Origin of the sequence: Pseudomonas sp. SJZ131 (genome assembly GCF_007828705.1) — a bacterium.
Lineage (GTDB): Bacteria > Pseudomonadota > Gammaproteobacteria > Pseudomonadales > Pseudomonadaceae > Aquipseudomonas > Aquipseudomonas prosekii.
Window position 1 is genome coordinate 219,487 of record NZ_VIVC01000007.1, and the last position, 17,958, is coordinate 237,444.

13 protein-coding genes are annotated in these 17,958 nt (G+C 59.1%); 4 read left to right on the forward strand and 9 right to left on the reverse strand.

Features of this window, described 5'->3' with window-relative positions; genetic code table 11:
* Position 1 precedes the first annotated feature (1 nt).
* Entirely contained in the window at positions 2-199 is a 198-nt protein-coding gene (locus FBY12_RS26430; RefSeq protein WP_092269411.1) for a YbdD/YjiX family protein, read from the forward strand.
* A gap of 571 nt (positions 200-770) precedes the next feature.
* Positions 771-1,742 carry a GTPase gene (yjiA, locus tag FBY12_RS26440; protein WP_145257289.1) on the forward strand — a complete coding sequence of 324 codons (972 nt, stop codon included), beginning with the start codon at positions 771-773 and terminating at the stop codon, positions 1,740-1,742.
* Between the two features lie 235 nt (positions 1,743-1,977).
* Here yjiA and FBY12_RS26445 read toward each other — a convergent pair whose 3' ends face one another.
* The 6 genes from FBY12_RS26445 to FBY12_RS26470 form a co-directional block, all read right to left on the reverse strand.
* Complete coding sequence (locus tag FBY12_RS26445; RefSeq protein ID WP_145257292.1) at positions 1,978-2,661, reverse strand: GntR family transcriptional regulator; 684 nt, start codon at positions 2,659-2,661, stop codon at positions 1,978-1,980.
* 25 nt (positions 2,662-2,686) lie between these two features.
* A complete protein-coding gene (locus tag FBY12_RS26450) occupies positions 2,687-3,391 on the reverse strand; it encodes a FadR/GntR family transcriptional regulator (protein WP_121732839.1) in 705 nt (234 codons plus the stop codon).
* A gap of 55 nt (positions 3,392-3,446) precedes the next feature.
* The gene (locus FBY12_RS26455; RefSeq protein ID WP_092277783.1) at positions 3,447-4,760 is read right to left on the reverse strand and encodes a C4-dicarboxylate transporter DctA; all 1,314 of its coding nucleotides are present in this window, start codon (positions 4,758-4,760) and stop codon (positions 3,447-3,449) included.
* A 238-nt stretch (positions 4,761-4,998) separates the two neighbouring features.
* Positions 4,999-5,649 (reverse strand): hypothetical protein, encoded by a 651-nt coding sequence (locus FBY12_RS26460; RefSeq protein ID WP_145257296.1) that lies wholly within the window; start codon positions 5,647-5,649, stop codon positions 4,999-5,001.
* A gap of 254 nt (positions 5,650-5,903) precedes the next feature.
* Positions 5,904-7,157 (reverse strand): serine hydroxymethyltransferase, encoded by a 1,254-nt coding sequence (gene glyA / locus FBY12_RS26465; RefSeq protein ID WP_145257299.1) that lies wholly within the window; start codon positions 7,155-7,157, stop codon positions 5,904-5,906.
* A 245-nt stretch (positions 7,158-7,402) separates the two neighbouring features.
* Entirely contained in the window at positions 7,403-11,263 is a 3,861-nt protein-coding gene (locus FBY12_RS26470; RefSeq protein ID WP_145257302.1) for a bifunctional diguanylate cyclase/phosphodiesterase, read from the reverse strand.
* Between the two features lie 286 nt (positions 11,264-11,549).
* Between FBY12_RS26470 and ettA the strand changes: the two genes are divergently transcribed.
* Both ettA and gdhA read left to right on the forward strand, forming a co-directional pair.
* The gene (gene ettA, locus FBY12_RS26475) at positions 11,550-13,214 is read left to right on the forward strand and encodes an energy-dependent translational throttle protein EttA (protein ID WP_109503359.1); all 1,665 of its coding nucleotides are present in this window, start codon (positions 11,550-11,552) and stop codon (positions 13,212-13,214) included.
* 348 nt (positions 13,215-13,562) lie between these two features.
* Positions 13,563-14,900: an NADP-specific glutamate dehydrogenase gene (gene gdhA, locus FBY12_RS26480; protein WP_145257305.1), complete on the forward strand. Its 1,338-nt coding sequence runs from the start codon at positions 13,563-13,565 to the stop codon at positions 14,898-14,900.
* On the opposite strand, the gene FBY12_RS26485 is transcribed toward gdhA, so the two are convergent.
* From FBY12_RS26485 to FBY12_RS26495, 3 genes are all read right to left on the reverse strand, one after another.
* On the reverse strand, positions 14,897-15,391 hold the full coding sequence (locus tag FBY12_RS26485) for a GreA/GreB family elongation factor (protein ID WP_145257308.1): 495 nt from the start codon (positions 15,389-15,391) through the stop codon (positions 14,897-14,899). The genes gdhA and FBY12_RS26485 overlap by 4 nt on opposite strands.
* A 69-nt stretch (positions 15,392-15,460) precedes the next feature.
* Complete coding sequence (locus FBY12_RS26490) at positions 15,461-15,817, reverse strand: hypothetical protein (protein ID WP_092277794.1); 357 nt, start codon at positions 15,815-15,817, stop codon at positions 15,461-15,463.
* A 201-nt stretch (positions 15,818-16,018) separates the two neighbouring features.
* The gene (locus FBY12_RS26495) at positions 16,019-17,872 is read right to left on the reverse strand and encodes a DUF4105 domain-containing protein (protein ID WP_145257311.1); all 1,854 of its coding nucleotides are present in this window, start codon (positions 17,870-17,872) and stop codon (positions 16,019-16,021) included.
* Between the last annotated feature and the right edge of the window lie 86 nt (positions 17,873-17,958).

Here is a 17,958-nt window from a genome sequence, read left to right on the forward strand (position 1 = left end):
GATGTTCAATGACCTGAGTCGCCTCGGTAAATACCTCGGTCAGGCCGCGCGCCTGATGGTCGGCATGCCCGACTACGACAACTACGTCGAGCACATGCAAACCAACCACCCGGACAAACCGGTGATGACCTACGAAATGTTCTTCCGCGAACGTCAGGAAGCGCGTTACGGCGGCAAATCCGGGCCGAAGTGTTGTTAAACGGCTGTCATTGAAACAACGCCAAACCCTGTGGGAGCCGAGCTTGCTCGCGACAGCGGTCTGACATTCAGCATCTGTGTTGAATGTTCAGCCGCCATCGCGAGCAAGCTCGGCTCCCACATTTGATTTGCAGTGACCACAAAATCTGCGCATGACGTAGTTCCCTTGTAGGAGTGAGCCTGCTCGCGATAGCAATCTTTCAGTCAATACATTGGTTGCTGACCCACGGCCATCGCGAGCAGGCTCACTCCTACAATTTGATTTGTGGTGAACACAAAATCTGCGCACAACAGAAATCCCCTGTGGGAGCTGAGCTTGCTCGCGATAGCAATCTGTCAGTCAATACATTGGTTGCTGACCCACCGCCATCGCGAGCAGGCTCACTCCTACAATTTGATTTGTGGTGCACACAAAATCTGCGCACAACAGAAATCCCCTGTGGGAGCTGAGCTTGCTCGCGATAGCGATCTGTCAGTCAACATTGTGGTTGCTGAAACACCGCCATCGCGAGCAGGCTCACTCCTGCATTTGTTTTATGTGTGCTCTCATTTTTTGCAACAGGAGATTCCAGTTGTCCTCTCCCATTCCGGTAACGATCCTCAGCGGTTTCCTTGGCGCGGGTAAAACCACGTTGTTGCGCCATCTGCTCAAAGCCGAGCACGGGCTGAAAATCGCCGTGATCGAAAACGAATTCAGCGACGCCGGCATCGATACCCAACTGTTGGGCGCTGAGCCGGTGCAAGTCATGACGCTGTCCAACGGCTGCGTTTGCTGCACCATTCACACCGACCTGACCAAAGCCCTGTACCTGCTGCTCGAACGCCTCGACAGCGGCGAAATCGCTTTCGACCGGCTGGTGATCGAATGCACCGGCCTCGCCGACCCGGCCCCGGTGGCGCAGACCTTTTTCATCGATGAAGAACTGCGCGAGCGCTACATCCTCGACGGCATCATCACCTTGGTCGACGCCGCGCATGCCGACACTCATTTGACGCAAACTATCGCGCAGGCGCAGATCGGTTTTGCCGATCGCTTGCTGGTGAGCAAACGCGATCTGATCGACGAAGCGACTTTCGATGCCCTCAGTGAGCGCCTGACCCGAATCAACCGCCGTGCGCCGATTCGCATTGTCGAGCACGGCCAGATCGACCTGGCAGAACTGCTCGACGTGCGCGGCTTCAACCTCAATGCTGATCTCGGCGGTGGCATGAGCCTGCGCCCGGTGAGTAAAGCGCCGTCCATCGACCGCATCTCCAGCCTGGTGCTGCGCACCGACAAACCGCTGGATATCGACAAACTCAGCGAGTTCATGAACGAACTGCTGGAACAACACGGCAAGCAATTGCTGCGCTACAAAGGCGTGCTGAGCATCATCGGCGAGCCGCGGCGCATGGTGTTTCAAGGCGTATTGAAGTTATACGGCTTCGACTGGGACACCGAATGGGCCGAAGGCGAGGCGCGCGAAAGCGTGATTGTTTTTATTGCCGATGATTTGCCGGAAGAAAAGATTCGCGAAGGGTTTGCGCGGGTGGCAGCGGATTAATTGCAAAACCGTCGGTAACGGTCAGGCCTCATCGCGAGCAAGCTCGCTCCCACATTTGGAATGCATTCCCTTTGTAGGAGTGAGCCTGCTCGCGAAAGCATTCTGTCAGTCAACATTTCGGTTGCTGACCCACCGCCATCGCGAGCAGGCTCGCTCCCACATGTGTTTTGCAGTGAACACAAATCTGCACACACCAGAAATCCCCTGTGGGAGCGAGCTTGCTCGCGATAACGCTCTAACCGGCAACGCGATTTCGGATCAATGTCGGCTGCGGATTCAGCAACAGCGCTTCCAAGTGATCCAGATGCCGATTAAGCAAGCCCGCGGCCACGTCAGCATTCCGACCCTCAACCGCCGCCAGCATCTGCGCGTGAACTGACCAGACGCAATCCTCAGCCAAACGCGTACCCGACTGCGCAATCGCCAGCGAACTCAGCGGCACCAGACTGCCAAGAAAATGCGCCAACGGTGCATTCCCGGCCATCTGCGCCAAACACAAATGAAATTCCCCGGCCAAGCGAATCGCCGCGCCCGGCGCCGTGCATTCGCGCTCGCTCGCCAGCAGATCGCGCAACGGCTGCAGATCCTGCGGGCAAGATTGCTGGCACACCAGGCGCACCAGCGTGACCTCGGTCAGGCGCCGCGCATGCAACATTTGCCGAGTCTGCTCGCCCTCAAGCAGCGCAACACGCGGTCGATGGTTGGCGCGCAGCACGATCACATGCTGGTGCGACAACCGCGTCAGCACGCCACGAATGTCACTGCGGCGCACGCCGAACATCTGCGCCAGGCTGTCTTCGGTAAAACGACTGTGGGCATCGATGCGCTGTTCGAGAATGGCGTCGAACACTCGCGAATACAGATCCTGCGCCGACGCGGAACAGGGCAGGGCGCTGATGGTTGAGGCGAAGCTGTTCATGGCTTGTCTCCAGTGGGCAGCGGATTCAACTGCCGAGGTTGTCGTCCGGAATGTTCAGTTCAATGCCCATGCGCTGACCTTCGCGCAGGATATGCCGGCGCATTTCGGCGCTGGCCTGGGCGCTGTTCTTGCTGCGGATCGCGCGGACCACCGCTTCGTTTTCCTCAAGCCGTTCGGCCAGGTGCTCCGGCGAATTGCGCAGCACATCGGCGCTTTGCTTGAGGGCGTTGCTGGTCTGCTGCACCACGCTTTGGAAAATCGGATTCGAGGTCAGCGTGAACAGCTCCTCGTGGAACGCGATGTAGGCGTTGACCCCGGCTTCGCTGTCATTGGCCTCAAGGGCTTCGCGCATGTCCATCAAGGTCAGGCGCAATTGCCCGACTTCCTTGCTGCTGATCGATTGCGCCACCAGCCCGACGATAAATGGCTCGAGGGTGTAGCGCAGTTGCAGCACATCTTCGAGGCTGGCGCCGGCTACCGCGCTGTCGTGGCTTTGGCTGTCGCTGAGAGTGGCTTCCAGCACCACCACGCCTTTGCCCGGCATCGAACGCACCAGCCCGAGGGTTTCGAGGACGATCACCGCTTCGCGCAGGCTCGGACGACTGATGCCCAATTGTTCGGCCAGTTCACGCTGGCCCGGCAACATTTCGCCGGAGCGCCACTGACCACGGGCCAGCGCGGCCCGAAGTTTTTCTACGACTGAATTGACGACCGTTGAAGTGGTAATCACGTTTTGCTCCATGAATAAGGCTAACGAACCTGCCGCGTGGCAGGCTCGCACATGCTCAGAATTCCTGCTGATGCGCCGGTGCTACCGGTTTTCTCGGCTGGAAGGTATACCCGACCTGACCGGAAAGCACTTTGTTTGCCCGTTGCACATCAATGTCTTTTTCCCACCGCGCAATCGCCACAGTGGCCACGCAGTTGCCGATCAGATTGGTCAACGCGCGGCCAATGCCCATGAACCAATCCACCGCCAGCACCAGCACCAGGCCAACCACCGGAATGGCCGGGATCGCCGTCAGCGTCGCCGCGAGAATCACCAGCGCCGAACCGGGAATCCCGTGCGCACCTTTGGAGGTGATCAGCGACACCAGCAAAATGGTCAGCAAATCAGTCATGGCCAGCGGCGTGCCGGTGGCGTTGGCGATGAACACGATGGCCAGGGTCAGGTAGATCGAAAAACCGTCGAGGTTGAACGAGTAACCGGTTGGAATCACCAGTCCGACCGTCGAGCTGCCGATGCCCAGATGCTCGAGTTTGCGCATGATCTGCGGCAACACGGCGTCGGACGACGCGGTGCCCATGACGATCAGCAATTCTTCGCGCAGGTATTTGAGCAGCGGCCACATGCGCAGGCCGGACACGCGCATCACCAGACCGAGAATCAGCGACACGAACGCCACGCACGTCAGGTAAAACAGGCCAACCAGGCTGCCAAGATGTTGCAGCGAGTCGAGGCCATATTTGCTGGTGGTGAAGGCGATGGCGCCGAACACGCCAATCGGCGCCAGGCGCACGATCATGCCCATGATGCGGAAGATCACATGGCTGAGTTCATTGATCAGCCGCGAAATGCCCGAGGCCGCTTCGCCCACCAGGTTCAGCGCGCTGCCGAACAGCACCGAAAACAGCAGCACCTGCAGGATGTTGTTGTCGGCGAAGGCACCGATGACCGAGGTCGGAATCAGGTCCATCAAAAACTGCGTGGTGGTGTGCATGTGCTGGCCGCGCTGGGCGATGTCGCCCATGTCGGCGGCGGAGAGCTGGTCGAGATGAATGTTCGCGCCGCTGCCGATGCCGGTGCTGAACGCAAACACCAGACCGATCACCAATGCGATGGTGGTCAGCACTTCGAAGTAGATCACCGACTTGAGGCCGATGCGCCCGACCTTCTTCAAGTCGCCGGCACCGCTGATGCCGCTGACCACGACGCAGAACACGATCAGGCCAATCAGCATCTTGATCAGTTTGATAAAGCCGTCGCCCAGCGGTTTGAGTTGAGCGGAGTATTCGGGGAGGGTCAGCCCGCAGACGATGCCGAGCACCAGTCCGAGAACCACTTGGAGGAAGATTGAACGCGAGCACCATCTGAGCATGGGGAGGAATCCTGGTCGGTGTCCTGGCTGCCGTGCGCGTTGAGCGCATCAGATTCAGGACTTAATTATTGTGGTCTTACCGGTATGTCCAGTGCAGGCGCAGTCTACGCTCGGGTTTTTCGTGCTGACAAGAGGGAAAAGCAAAATTGGCATGACCGGTCTGACCAGTGGTGCCGCTGTGTGCAGGCGCCGCACTCGGCGACTCCCTGCACACAATTTGATAATGAATAGAGGGGCGTTATAAGCGCTCGATAATCTTCAGTTCAAACGCCATTTTGTAATCGGCGCTTACTTGCGCGAGATAACGGTAGTTGGAACCTCTTATGGTCATTCCGCCAATGTACTTGTCATTCTCGGTCATGAGGGTAGTGCGGTGATTATCGCCGTCGAGGGCGTCCAGGGTAATAATTTCGCCCTGATCATTAGTTATGTTGAACAGAGTATTTTGGTCACTGTCGATTGCTACGGCCTCGAGCAGGTTGACCCTGTTTTTATTGATGCGTGACTGTAAGTGTCCCTTCGCATCGAGGATGAAAATGTTGTAACCATCGCGACTGCCGGAAAAGAATAATTGTGGCGCTTCTACGGCGCTGAGCTCCGTGTCAGAGCGGTAGCCCAGCAGGTTTGAGTCATCGCGCAGCTGTGGCCGACCGGCAAAAAATCCCCCGCTGCCCAAGAGTTCAGTAGCCATGGCCGGGTCGCTGTGCAGGTTTTTCAGCAGGTTCAAATAATGCCCAGAGATTCCAAGTTGCGCAATGAACGAGCTATTGATGAAGGCGCTTTTGCTGGAAGAGCTTCTTGTAAAGGAGCTGTTGTTTAAAGAGCTGTTGTTCAAAGAGCTGTTGTTTAAAGAGCTTTTGTTCAAAGTGTTATTGCTGAATGTGCTCATGATATTGATTTGACGTCCTGTCTGGTTGTTGGAATATCCAGGCTGGATGTTAAGTTCTTTATCCTGCGCGCAGGTGAACGCATATGTTTCGATATTTATGTTGAGGGGTGAGATGGAAGAAGATGCCGGCGGAAAGTTGCGTGTGAAACTTGGCAGTTAGTTTGATGAGCAATCAGCCAACACCAGTGACGGTGTTGGAAGCGAAAAAAAACCCGGTCAGGACCGGGTTTTCTTCAGCGCTGACGACCTGCTGGTTAAGCGCCGTAAACCGGCAGCTTCTTGCAGATGGCTTTGACTTTCTCACGAACGGCGTCGATCACCGCTTCGTTGTTCAGGTCAGCCAGGATGTCGCAGATCCAGCCGGCCAGCTCTTTGCACTCTGCTTCCTTGAAGCCACGAGTGGTCACAGCCGGGGTGCCGAAGCGCAGGCCGGAGGTGACGAACGGCGAGCGTGGATCGTTTGGCACGGAGTTTTTGTTCACGGTGATGAAAGCCTTGCCCAGAGCGGCGTCGGCGTCTTTACCGGAGATTTCCTGCTTGATCAGCGACAGCAGGAACAGGTGGTTTTCAGTACCGCCCGACACCACGTCGAAACCGCGCTCGATGAATACGCCGGCCATGGCCTTGGCGTTTTTCACCACTTGTTGCTGGTAAGTCTTGAACTCAGGCTGCAGCGCTTCCTTGAAGCAGATCGCTTTGGCGGCGATCACGTGCTCCAGCGGGCCGCCCTGGGCGCCAGGGAATACGGCGGAGTTGAGCTTTTTCTCGATGTCGGCGTTGGCGCGAGCTAGGATCAGACCGCCACGTGGACCGCGCAGGGTCTTGTGCGTGGTGGTGGTCACGACGTCAGCGAAAGGCACCGGGTTCGGGTAGACGCCAGCGGCGACCAGACCGGCCACGTGAGCCATGTCGACGAACAGGTAGGCGCCAACCTTGTCAGCGATTTCGCGGAAACGCGGGAAGTCGAGGATCTGCGAGTAGGCAGAGAAACCGGCCACGATCATTTTTGGTTTGTGCTCGACCGCCAGGCGCTCGACTTCGTCGTAGTCGATCAGGCCATTGGCTTCGATGCCGTACTGCACGGCGTTGTACAGCTTGCCGGACGAGGAAACGCTGGCGCCGTGGGTCAAGTGACCGCCGTGGGCCAGGCTCATGCCCAGAATGGTGTCGCCCGCTTGCAGCAGGGCCAGGTAAACGGCGCTGTTGGCTTGCGAACCGGCGTGCGGCTGAACGTTGGCGTAATCGGCGCCGAACAGTTCTTTGGCGCGGTCGATGGCCAGTTGTTCAACGATGTCGACGAACTCGCAACCGCCGTAGTAGCGCTTGCCCGGATAACCTTCGGCGTACTTGTTGGTCAGTACCGAGCCTTGAGCTTCCATCACCGCTGGGCTGGTGTAGTTTTCCGAAGCGATCAGCTCAATGTGTTCTTCCTGGCGCTGAGCTTCTTGCTCCATGGCGGCAAAAAGATCGGCGTCGTACTTGGCAATAGTCAAATCACGGCTGAACATGGCGGTCCTCAAGGATCGGGGCAGAAAAGGGGGGCATTCTAACCCAATGGGTTTTAGATGGCATATGAAAGGACATCATGTCGCAGACAAGTGGGCTTCATGACGGGATCAGCGGTGATCGTGCTGGCCTCTTCGCGGGCAAGCCTCGCTCCTACAAGGGACGCGGTGTTCACAAACGGTGCGTACACCCACAAATCCTGTAGGAGCGAGGCTTGCCCGCGAAGGCGTCATCCGCCGCGCTCCAATCAATCAAACATGAACAGCGCATCATTGCTGAACTGCGCCTCAAACCGGCTCGCCGGCATCGGCCGGCCGAACAGATAACCCTGAACCTCATCGCAACCATGCTCACGCAGGAAGTCCAGCTGTTCATGGGTTTCCACGCCTTCAGCAATCACCGCCAGATTCAGGCTGTGGGCCATGGCGATAATCGCCCGGGCGATCTGCGCGTCCTGTTCACCCGACGGCAAACCATCGACAAACGTGCGGTCGATTTTCAGCACGTCGATCGGGAATTGCTTCAAATAGTTAAGCGATGAATAACCCGTGCCAAAGTCATCCACCGCGATGCTCAGCCCGAGGTTTTTCAGCCCGGCGAGAATCTGCATCGCCTCGCTGACTTCGCGCATCAGGATACTTTCGGTCAGCTCCAGCTCCAGACAGGCTGGCGGCAGGCCGGTGTCCTTGAGGATATTGGCGATCCGCGTGCCGAGCTGGCCATCGGAGAACTGCCGCGCCGAGATGTTCACCGAGACCTTGGGCACGCGCACTTTGGCCTGATGCCAGGTCTTCAATTGCCGGCACGCTTCGCTGATCACCCAGTCGCCGACATCCACCACCAGCCCGAGCTCTTCGAGCACCGGAATGAAATCCCCCGGCGGCACCAGTCCACGACGCGGATGACGCCAGCGCAGCAACGCTTCGGCGCCGGTCAGGCGTTTGCCGTCGCCGCTGAATTGCGGCTGGTAATACAGCACAAATTCGTCTTGCTCCAAGGCATGGCGCAAGTCGCTTTCCAGCTCCAGACGCTCCAGCGCACTGGCGTTCATGTCGGCCTGATAGAACTGGAAGTTGTTTTTGCCGCGCTCCTTGGCGTGGTACATCGCGGTGTCGGCGTTCTTCATCAACTGGCTGAGTTCATTGCCATCCTGCGGGCTCAGGGCGATGCCGATACTCGCGGTGACAAAAAACTCGCGACCTTCCAGCACAAACGGTCTCACCAGACTGGCGAGAATCTGTTCGGCGACGTGGATCGCCCGGTTCAGCGCCACTTCACGGTTGATGCGCGGTTGCAGGAGCAAGGTGAACTCGTCGCCGCCCATGCGCGCCACTGTGTCGTCATCATCGACGCAACCGAGCAGGCGCGTGGCCATTTCCTTGAGCATGCGGTCGCCGGCGGCGTGGCCGAGGGAGTCGTTGATCGGTTTGAAGCGGTCGAGGTCGAGGAACATCAACACCACCCACGACTTCTGCCGTTCCGCCGATTGCAGCGCGGTGTGCAGGCGATCCTGAAACAACGTGCGGTTGGGTAAATGCGTCAGGGCGTCGTAATACGCGAGGCGATGGATCCGCTGTTCGCTGGCCTTGCGCTCGCTGATGTCGCTGAAGAAACACACGTAACTGGCCAGGTCGCCTTCGTCGTCGAGCACCGCCGTGATGCCGACCCACGCCGGGTAATGCTCGCCGTTGCGGCGCTTGAGCCAGACTTCACCTTCCCACGTGCTGTGCAAGTTCAATTGCTTGAGCACGTAACGCAGGTGCGCTTCCTGCTGATCATCGACGGTCAACATGTTCGGCAACTGGTCGAGCACCTGCGCCACCGCGTAACCGCTGACCCGACTGAACGCCTCGTTGGCCTGGACGATGTAACCGGCCGGGTCAGTGATAAGAATCGCCGAGGTCGAATGCTCGAATACCGTGGCCGCCATGCGCAGGTCTTTCTCGGCGCGGCGCTGCTGGCTGATGTCGCGACCGACGCCAAGCACGCCTTCGAACGCGCCATGTTCGTCCCAGACCAGCACCAGCCGCAGCTCGATGGGAATCTTGCGGCCGTCGGCGCGCAAGCAGTCGAACAGGAAAAGTTGGGTCTGCACCTGACTGCGCAACAACGCCAATTGCTCGGGTTTATCCAGCGCTTTGCTGACGCGGTCCATCAAGCCGTAGATGCCGGTCAGTTGCTGCGGGTTGGCGATGGTCGATTGCCAGCCGTTCTGGAAAATCCACTCAGCGTTATAACCGAGCACCGCGTGCACCGACGGGCTGACGTAATTGAGCGCGAGTTTGCTGTCGGTGGAGAAAATCACGTCGCTGATGCTTTCGGCGAGCATGCGGTAACGCTGTTCGCTGTCACGCAGCGATTCGCTGGCCTCGATCTGTTCGGTGATGTCTTTGGCCACGCCGATGATTCGCGTGACCTGATCGTTCTTGTCGCGCGCCAACGCCTGTTCGCGAATGTCGAAACGCCGCCAGTTGCCGTCGCGATGACGGAAGCGCAGCTGGCATTGCAGCAGTTGTGAATAACCGGCGTGGCGCTGAGTCTGCCGCGAACGGTGGTAATAGTCGGCATCTTCCGGGTGCAGGAGAATTTCCCAGAAATACTCGCCCATCTGCTGCAGTTCGCTGCGGTTGTAGCCCAGCGTCTGGCCCAAATGGTGGTTGCTGAAGATCATCCGCTGGCTGATTACGTCCTGCACATACAGGTGATCCGGCACGGTGCGCACTACGTCCGACCAGAAACCCTCACGCTCCAGCAACGACAGTTCGATCAGCTTGCGGCTGGTGATGTCGTTGATGCTGAGGATCACTGCTTTGTAGTCGTGCTGCTCTTCCGGCAGGCGCAGCACCAGCCACAAATGCTGGTCGCGACCGTTGGTGTCCGGCAGTTTGATTTCCAGTTCGAGTTGTTTCTGCTGATTCAGAACCGCTTCCAGCACCCGCGTGCCGATGGCGGTGGGGTCACTCGGGCAGCCGTCGATCAGGCGTTTCCAGGCTTGTTCGCAGGAATTGACGTTGAGCAGTTGCAGCGCGACCTGGTTGACCTCGGTGATGCGCAGTTCCTGGAGCAATTGGCGACGCTGTTCGGGGACGTCGAGCCAGGCGTTCAGTTGTTCGCTGCTGTTGAGCTGGTGTTTGTCGAAAACGCTGCTCAGCCCCGACAGATCAAGCACGCACAACGCGACGCCGGTGCCTTCGAAAATGTCCTGATAGCGGCGGCGTCCTTCATGCAATTGGCGCTGGCGCCGACGCATGCTCAACAGCGCAATAAACGGCAGCAAGGAGAACGCCAGGCCCAGCAGGCATTTGCCGATGAACGCCGGCAACAATTGTTCGAGTACTTGCTGGCGGTCGAACAAGCCGCGCAATTGCCAGTCGCTGCTGCTCAGCGGCACGGTCAACACGCTGTTGGCCAGATCATCCTCGCTCAACTCGGCAGGCTTGGCGTTCGGCAGGGCGGCGGGCATGGCTTGGTCGCGGCTGATGATTTGTTGATTGAGGCGGTTTTCCACTAGCCACAACGGGCGGATCCCGGATTCGCCCTGTTTGGTCAGCGACGAGAAAAACGTCGGCGTCAGGCGCAACGCCCAATAACCGCGACTGCTGCCGCTGGCCTGATGCAGCAGCAAATGCACCACCGAACCGTCATCGGCGTTGCTGAAGTAATGCGCTTGCGCGCGGCTGCGCCGCACCAGTTCGCTGAGGTAATCGGCGTCGTGGCTGTCGGCGGCGCTGTCGCTGAGGATTTTCCCGGAGGGGCTGAGCAACGCGAGGCTGCGCAGTTCCGGCAGCGACTGTTGCAAGCGGCGCAGCAGCGCTTGTTGCTCGGCGTCGGTTTGCGGTTGCTCGACAATCGGCAGCAGGTTCAAGGCAATTTGCGCGTTCAGCGCCATGTTCAGGCTGACTTGCGCGGCGAGGTCGGCGGTGTAGTCGATGGTGTACTGGCGCTGGTTTTTCTGGGTTTCGCGCAATTGATCGAGCAGTTGCCAGAACAGCAACGCGAGCAGCAATAGCACGAGGGTCGCCAGAGCGCCCTTCAGCGTTCCGCGCAGGGGAGGGCCAAGCGCCGCAGCAGGTGTGCGGGTGGAAAGAGGCGGCGTGACGTTCGACAAACTGGAATCCTGCGGTTTGGCTGGACTGGCGCGACGTGCACTATAAGCCGGACGCCCGAAGGGCGGCTAGCATGCCTTGAGTTGTGGCGAAGTGCCAGCCCCGCATGGCTGGACTGCCATCGGTCATTCAGGTAGCTTTGCCGGTTACGCGGGAGCGTTCCAGCTCCTAAACTCAGGCTTTTTCAGCGCGCACGCATTGGTCCTTATCAAGCGGACGCCGCGCACGGTCTGGCCCAGGCAACGCCTGCGCTCCAATCATTCATCTGTCACTGACCCAAGGTTCTCCATGGCTCAATACGTCTTCACCATGCATCGGCTGGGCAAAGTTGTTCCGCCGAAGCGGGAAATCCTGAAAAACATTTCGCTGTCCTTCTTCCCCGGCGCCAAGATTGGCGTGCTCGGCCTCAACGGTTCGGGCAAGTCCACGCTGCTGAAAATCATGGCCGGCGTCGACACCGAGTTCGAGGGCGAAGCCCGTCCGATGCCGGAGCTGAACATCGGCTACCTGCCGCAGGAGCCGATTCTCGACCCGTCGAAAACGGTGCGTGAAGTGGTCGAAGAAGCGGTCAGCGTGATCAAGAACGCCCAGGCACGCCTGGACGAGGTCTACGCGGCCTACGCCGACGAAGATGCCGACTTCGACAAACTGGCCGCTGAACAAGCCAAGCTCGAAGCGATCCTGCAGGCCAGCGACGGTCACAACCTCGATCGCCAACTGGAAGTCGCCGCCGATGCGCTGCGTCTGCCGGCGTGGGACGCCAAGGTCGAATTCCTTTCCGGTGGTGAAAAGCGTCGCGTGGCCCTGTGCCGCTTGCTGCTGTCCGCTCCGGACATGCTCCTGCTCGACGAACCGACCAACCACTTGGACGCCGATTCCGTCGCCTGGCTTGAGCACTTCCTGCACGATTTCCCGGGCACCGTGGTTGCGATCACGCACGACCGTTACTTCCTCGACAACGTCGCGGGCTGGATTCTCGAGCTCGACCGTGGCGCCGGTATCCCTTACGAGGGCAATTATTCGGGTTGGCTTGAAGCCAAGTCCGATCGTCTGGCGGCCGAATCCAAGCAGCAGTCGGCTCACGAAAAAGCCATGAAGGAAGAACTGGAGTGGGTGCGCAAAGGCGCGAAGGCCCGCCAGTCGAAATCCAAGGCACGTCTGCAACGCTTCGAAGAAATGCAATCGCAGGAATTCCAGAAGCGCAGCGAAACCAACGAAATCTACATCCCGGCCGGTCCGCGCCTGGGTGACAAGGTCATCGAGTTCAAGAACGTTTCCAAGGGTTACGGCGATCGTGTGCTGATCGACAACCTGTCGTTCTCCATGCCGAAAGGCGCGATCGTCGGCGTGATCGGCGGTAACGGCGCGGGTAAATCGACGCTGTTCCGCATGTTGATGGGCAAGGAACAACCGGATTCGGGCAGCATCGAAGTCGGCGAAACCGTGCAACTGGCCTGTGTTGACCAGAGCCGCGACGACCTCGACGGCAGCAAAACCGTGTTCCAGCAAATCTCCGACGGTTCGGATCAGATCCGCATCGGCAACTACGAGATTCCGTCGCGCACTTACGTCGGTCGCTTCAACTTCAAGGGCGGCGACCAGCAGAAGTTCGTCAAGGACCTGTCCGGTGGTGAGCGCGGTCGCTTGCACCTGGCGTTGACGTTGAAGGAGGGTGGCAACGTCCTGCTGCTCGACGAACCGTCCAACGACCTCGACGTGGAAACCCTGCGTTCCCTCGAAGAAGCCCTGCTGGACTTCCCTGGCGCCGCCATTGTGATCTCTCACGATCGGTGGTTCCTTGACCGTGTGGCGACGCACATCCTGGCCTACGAAGACGATTCGCAAGCGATCTTCTTCGAAGGCAACTACACCGAATACGAAGCCGATCGCAAGAAGCGTCTCGGCGAAGCAGCTTCCCAGCCGCATCGTGTACGGCACAAAAAACTGGCCTGATTCGGGTTGGTTGGATGAAAAAACGGAGCCTTCGGGTTCCGTTTTTTTTTGCGCGTTATTCAGATAAAACGCGCCGTGGCCTTCGCGGGCAAGCCTCGCTCCTACAAGAGCAACGCGGTCCCCTGTAGGAGCGAGGCTTGCCCGCGAAAGCAATTTAATGGTCGGTGCAAATCTCCATCCCGCAGTCCCCATTCAGGTGCACAAAACACTCAAATCCCCAGAAGATTTATATCCTGTGCACCATTTAATTTCATAAACGCGACACTTTGCGCTGTTCCTGTGCGCAACTCGTTTGTTACAGTCCGGCCCAATCTCCTCCAACGACAATAAATTTGCCGAGACTTTTCCATGATCGAATCCGTTGAATCCTTCCTCGCCCGCCTGAAAAAACGTGACCCGGACCAGCCTGAATTTCATCAGGCCGTTGAAGAAGTGCTGCGCAGTCTGTGGCCGTTTCTGGAAGCCAATCCGCATTACCTGACGTCCGGCATTCTTGAGCGTATCTGTGAGCCGGAGCGGGCGATCGTGTTTCGCGTTTCGTGGGTCGATGATCACGGCAAAGTGCAGGTCAATCGCGGCTTCCGCATCCAGATGAACAGCGCCATCGGCCCGTACAAGGGCGGTTTGCGTTTCCATCCTTCGGTGAACATGGGCGTGCTGAAATTTCTCGCCTTCGAACAGACCTTCAAGAACTCGCTGACTTCACTGCCAATGGGCGGCGGCAAGGGCGGCGCGGATTTCGACCCGAAAGGCAAAAGTGACGCCGAAGTCATGCGTTTCTGCCAAGCCTTCATGAGCGAGTTGTACCGCCACATCGGCGCGGACGTGGACGTCCCGGCGGGCGATATCGGCGTCGGCGCGCGCGAGATCGGTTTCCTTTTCGGCCAATACAAACGCCTGAGCAACCAGTTCACCAGCGTGCTCACCGGCAAAGGCCCGAGCTATGGCGGCAGCCTGATTCGACCGGAAGCCACCGGTTTCGGTTGCGTTTACTTCGCCGAGGAAATGCTCAAGCGCAGCGGCCAGACGGTTGAAGGCAAGCGCGTGGCCATCTCCGGCTCCGGCAACGTCGCGCAATACGCCGCGCGCAAGGTCATGGATTTGGGCGGCAAGGTGATTTCGTTGTCCGACTCCGAGGGCACGCTGTATTGCGAAAGCGGCCTCACCGAAGAGCAATGGCTGGCGGTGCTGGAACTGAAAAACGTTCAGCGCGGGCGCATCAGTGAGCTGGCCGCGCGCTTCGGGCTGGAGTTCAAGGCCGGCGCGCATCCGTGGTCGCTGCCTTGCGACATCGCGCTGCCGTGCGCGACTCAGAATGAGCTGGACGCCGAGGCCGCTCGCACGTTGTTGCACAATGGCTGCCTCTGCGTGGCGGAAGGCGCGAACATGCCGACCACGCTGGACGCCGTCGACCTGTTCATCGAGGCCGACATTCTCTTCGCGCCGGGCAAGGCGTCCAATGCGGGCGGAGTCGCGGTGAGCGGTTTGGAGATGTCGCAAAACGCCATGCGCCTGCTGTGGACCGGCGGCGAAGTGGACAGCAAACTCCACGCGATCATGCAGTCGATCCACCACGCGTGCGTGCATTACGGCGAAGAGAATGGCCGGGTCAATTACGTCAAAGGGGCGAACATCGCCGGTTTCGTCAAAGTCGCCGACGCCATGCTCGCCCAAGGTGTGGTTTAAGCCGGTTCGATGCGGATCACTTCAATCGACTGATCGCCGGCCGGACGTTGCCACAGCACCTCATCCCCAAGTTGCGCCCCGAGCAACGCCCGGCCCAGCGGCGAACCCCAATTGATCAGGCCCGCCGCCGCGTCCGCCTGATCTTCGCCGACCAGTTGCACGGTGTGCTCGGCGTCGTGTTCATCGGCGAACGTCACGCGGCTGCCAATCTGCACTTTCTGCGTCGAGCTGGCGCTGCTCACCACTTGCGCGCTGAGCAGACGCTGGTTGAAATATCGCAAATCCCGCTCAAGGTCGGCCAGACGCTGCTTGTCTGACTGCTCACCTTTGGCCGATTGTTCGCTGTGCAGCTTTTGCAGTTCGGCAACCTTCGCTTGCAACTGCGCGAGGCCTGCCGGGGTGACGTAATTGGGCTGCGCGCTGACCTGCCGTTCGACTGGCTGATCGGCTTGGGCAGCGGCGTTATCTTCATTGACGAAAGCACGACTCATGATTTTCTCCCGGTATAGGGTTTGGTCCATGGTCGCGGCTGATTAGTTTCGATGGATGTCTGTCAGCGACTACGGCGAGCGCAAGGCCCGCGCGGTGTCCTGATCTTTCTGTTGCTGCCAGGCTTTTTCGCGATCATCCCAATGACGGCTGCGGTATTGCTCGCGATCCTGGTTTTGCAGCATTGCCTGACACTGCCGGAAGCCGTCGCCCCAGCCCTCGGCGTATTGGCTGTCCTTGAGGTAACGCGGCACGTTCTTGCGAAATTCCCCGGTGATCGCCCCGGCGGCCTGACGGCCACTGATGCAACCGTCATCGAAACCATCGGCGAACGCCGGCGGGTAACCTCTGGCGATCAAATCTTCGTGGGTCGACTGACAACCCGCGCACAACAGCAGCAATCCCAGCACACTCGCTAAACGCCACATCCTGGACTCCCGGCCGATGGTCGGCCTATGTGAAGAGTCTAGAAGCGGATTTGTCAGCGCGAAGTGAAAGAAAGGTCAAATGATCGCAACTTTGTGGGAGCGAGCCTGCTCGCGATGAGGCAATAACATTCAACATTCAAGTTGCCGGTTACGCCGCCATCGCGAGCAGGCTCGCTCCCACAGGGATGATGGTGTGTCTGATCAGTAGTGATACCACTTCACTTCGAGCATCACTTCGTTCTCCGGGGAGGCGAGGTGGCTGAATTCGCGTTGCGCGCTCAGGCGCAGACCGAGGTTGCGCGACAATTCCCATTGCTGGTTCAGGCTGATGCTGCGACGCACTTCGCCGTTGGTGAAGAAATCACCCTTGGTTTCCAGACTGAAATTGCCCAGCGGGTTTTTCCACAACACGCCGCTATTGAACCCGGCGGCTGGCGAAATGAACTCGGCGAAATCGTTGTTGTGCTCGACGCGCACCGTGCCCAAGGCAAACCCGAGCACGTCCTCGCCCAATTGCCAGGTGCCGCCGCCACCGCCATTGACGTGGCTGACCAGGGTTTCGTCGTCATGTTTGCCCGGCACGCGCTCAAGGCCGCCAGTGACTTGCCACGACAACGGCTGCAACAGCTCGTTACGCGGCGTCAGCGAGCGAATCGTCGCCAGATCCAATTGCTGCAATTGCCAGTGATTGCCTTCGTACTGACGCAGCTTCATTTGCAGGATTTCAATCTGCGCGCCCAGCGGAAAGCTCTCGGCGTTGTCATTCAGATCGTGATACGCCATGCGCAAGCCGTATTCACCAAACGCCTTGTCGCCACGGGTGCCGAGCCCGGCCTGCCAAGTGCGCGATTCGTGTCCGTCCTCGGGCAGGCCCGGGCGTTCGATATCGAGTTCCGGCGGCGGGTTCTGATTGATCGCGCGGAGCAATTCGAAACTGCGCTGAGCGCGTTGCGGATCGCGTTCCTGGCCGTTGGCGCGATAGCGTTCGAGGCGATACGCGGCATCGATCATCAACGCCTGGCGATCTTTCGCTTGCGCCTTGAACGCTGGATCCTGCAGCACTTTTTGATCGGCGCTGACCTTCAACACCCAATCCTGTTCTTCGCTGGACAACGGCTCGGCGCGGCTCAGGAGTTCGCGCTCGCGGGACGGCCGATATTCGATCGACTCGACCAGACCGGCCTCTTTCACCGCTTTTACGGTGTCGGTCGGGATCGCCGTCAGCGGGAATTGTTCGGTCAGGCGCAGGCTCGGCCGCGCCACCTGGAGCAATTCAAGCAAGCGATAGGAGCAGTTTTCGTCGAAGAAAAAGTAGTCGAACTGAATCTGCTTGAGTTCCCAGACGTGCTCGACCATGCGCTCGGTCTCTTGCTGGGTCAGGTTCAGTCGGTATTCCCACAGGTCACGGTTTTCGAGGCTGCGGTATTCCGAGAGTTTTTCCTGATAGGGCACCAGCGCGAACAGCCCCGGATAGCCGCCCATCAAGCCTTTCCAGGCGTAGAGAATGCTGTTGTCCGAACCTTCGATGTAGGCGCCGAAGTTGATCGCGTAGCTGAGCAGGGTGGTCTTGTCGCTTTGCACGTTGGCCTGATCGATGCGCAGCAGCGTGTGGCCAAACATCGACGACGGGCTGTTGAGGTACGCCGCCGGGAAGATCATCACCGCGCTGTGCGGCGCGACATCCTTGAACCATTGCTTGAATTCGCTGCACTGCGGCGCCGGCAGATCCGTCAGGTTCAGTTGCGCTTTGAGCCAGCGGGTACGCGCGGGGTAGACGCATTGCGCATGTTGCTCGCCAGCGCTCGCCGGGGCGTACAGCGCCTGCACGGTGGCCGCCAGTTCGCGGTCCGGGTGTTCGTTGCCGTCGCTGGCGAGGAAGAATTTTTTGTCGCTGACATAGCTGCGCCAGCCGCCGAGCTTGGCGGTTTCGTAATGACCCAGGGAAATCCAGAAAGGGTCGTTGGCCAGTTGCTGCAAACGTTGATCGTCGATGTGTGGCGCGGCGGACAGCGGGGCGCAGACACAGAGCGCCAGCCAGGCAAGGCGTTTGAGCATAGTGGGCAACTTGGTCGGAAGTAATAAAGACCCAATGAGGGCAGGTCCAAAAAACAAAACCCGCTCCCGAAGGAGCGGGGTGCAGC

What these genes read in the sequence shown, in the direction of transcription:
- glyA (WP_145257299.1), bottom strand. Translation starts at nt 7,157, where the DNA reads ATGTTCAGCCGTGATTTGACTATTGCCAAGTACGACGCCGATCTTTTT.
- ettA (WP_109503359.1), top strand. Translation starts at nt 11,550, where the DNA reads ATGGCTCAATACGTCTTCACCATGCATCGGCTGGGCAAAGTTGTTCCG.
- FBY12_RS26495 (WP_145257311.1), bottom strand. Translation starts at nt 17,872, where the DNA reads ATGCTCAAACGCCTTGCCTGGCTGGCGCTCTGTGTCTGCGCCCCGCTG.
- FBY12_RS26485 (WP_145257308.1), bottom strand. Translation starts at nt 15,391, where the DNA reads ATGAGTCGTGCTTTCGTCAATGAAGATAACGCCGCTGCCCAAGCCGAT.
- FBY12_RS26430 (WP_092269411.1), top strand. Translation starts at nt 2, where the DNA reads ATGTTCAATGACCTGAGTCGCCTCGGTAAATACCTCGGTCAGGCCGCG.
- FBY12_RS26490 (WP_092277794.1), bottom strand. Translation starts at nt 15,817, where the DNA reads ATGTGGCGTTTAGCGAGTGTGCTGGGATTGCTGCTGTTGTGCGCGGGT.
- FBY12_RS26445 (WP_145257292.1), bottom strand. Translation starts at nt 2,661, where the DNA reads ATGAACAGCTTCGCCTCAACCATCAGCGCCCTGCCCTGTTCCGCGTCG.
- FBY12_RS26460 (WP_145257296.1), bottom strand. Translation starts at nt 5,649, where the DNA reads ATGAGCACATTCAGCAATAACACTTTGAACAAAAGCTCTTTAAACAAC.
- gdhA (WP_145257305.1), top strand. Translation starts at nt 13,563, where the DNA reads ATGATCGAATCCGTTGAATCCTTCCTCGCCCGCCTGAAAAAACGTGAC.
- FBY12_RS26455 (WP_092277783.1), bottom strand. Translation starts at nt 4,760, where the DNA reads ATGCTCAGATGGTGCTCGCGTTCAATCTTCCTCCAAGTGGTTCTCGGA.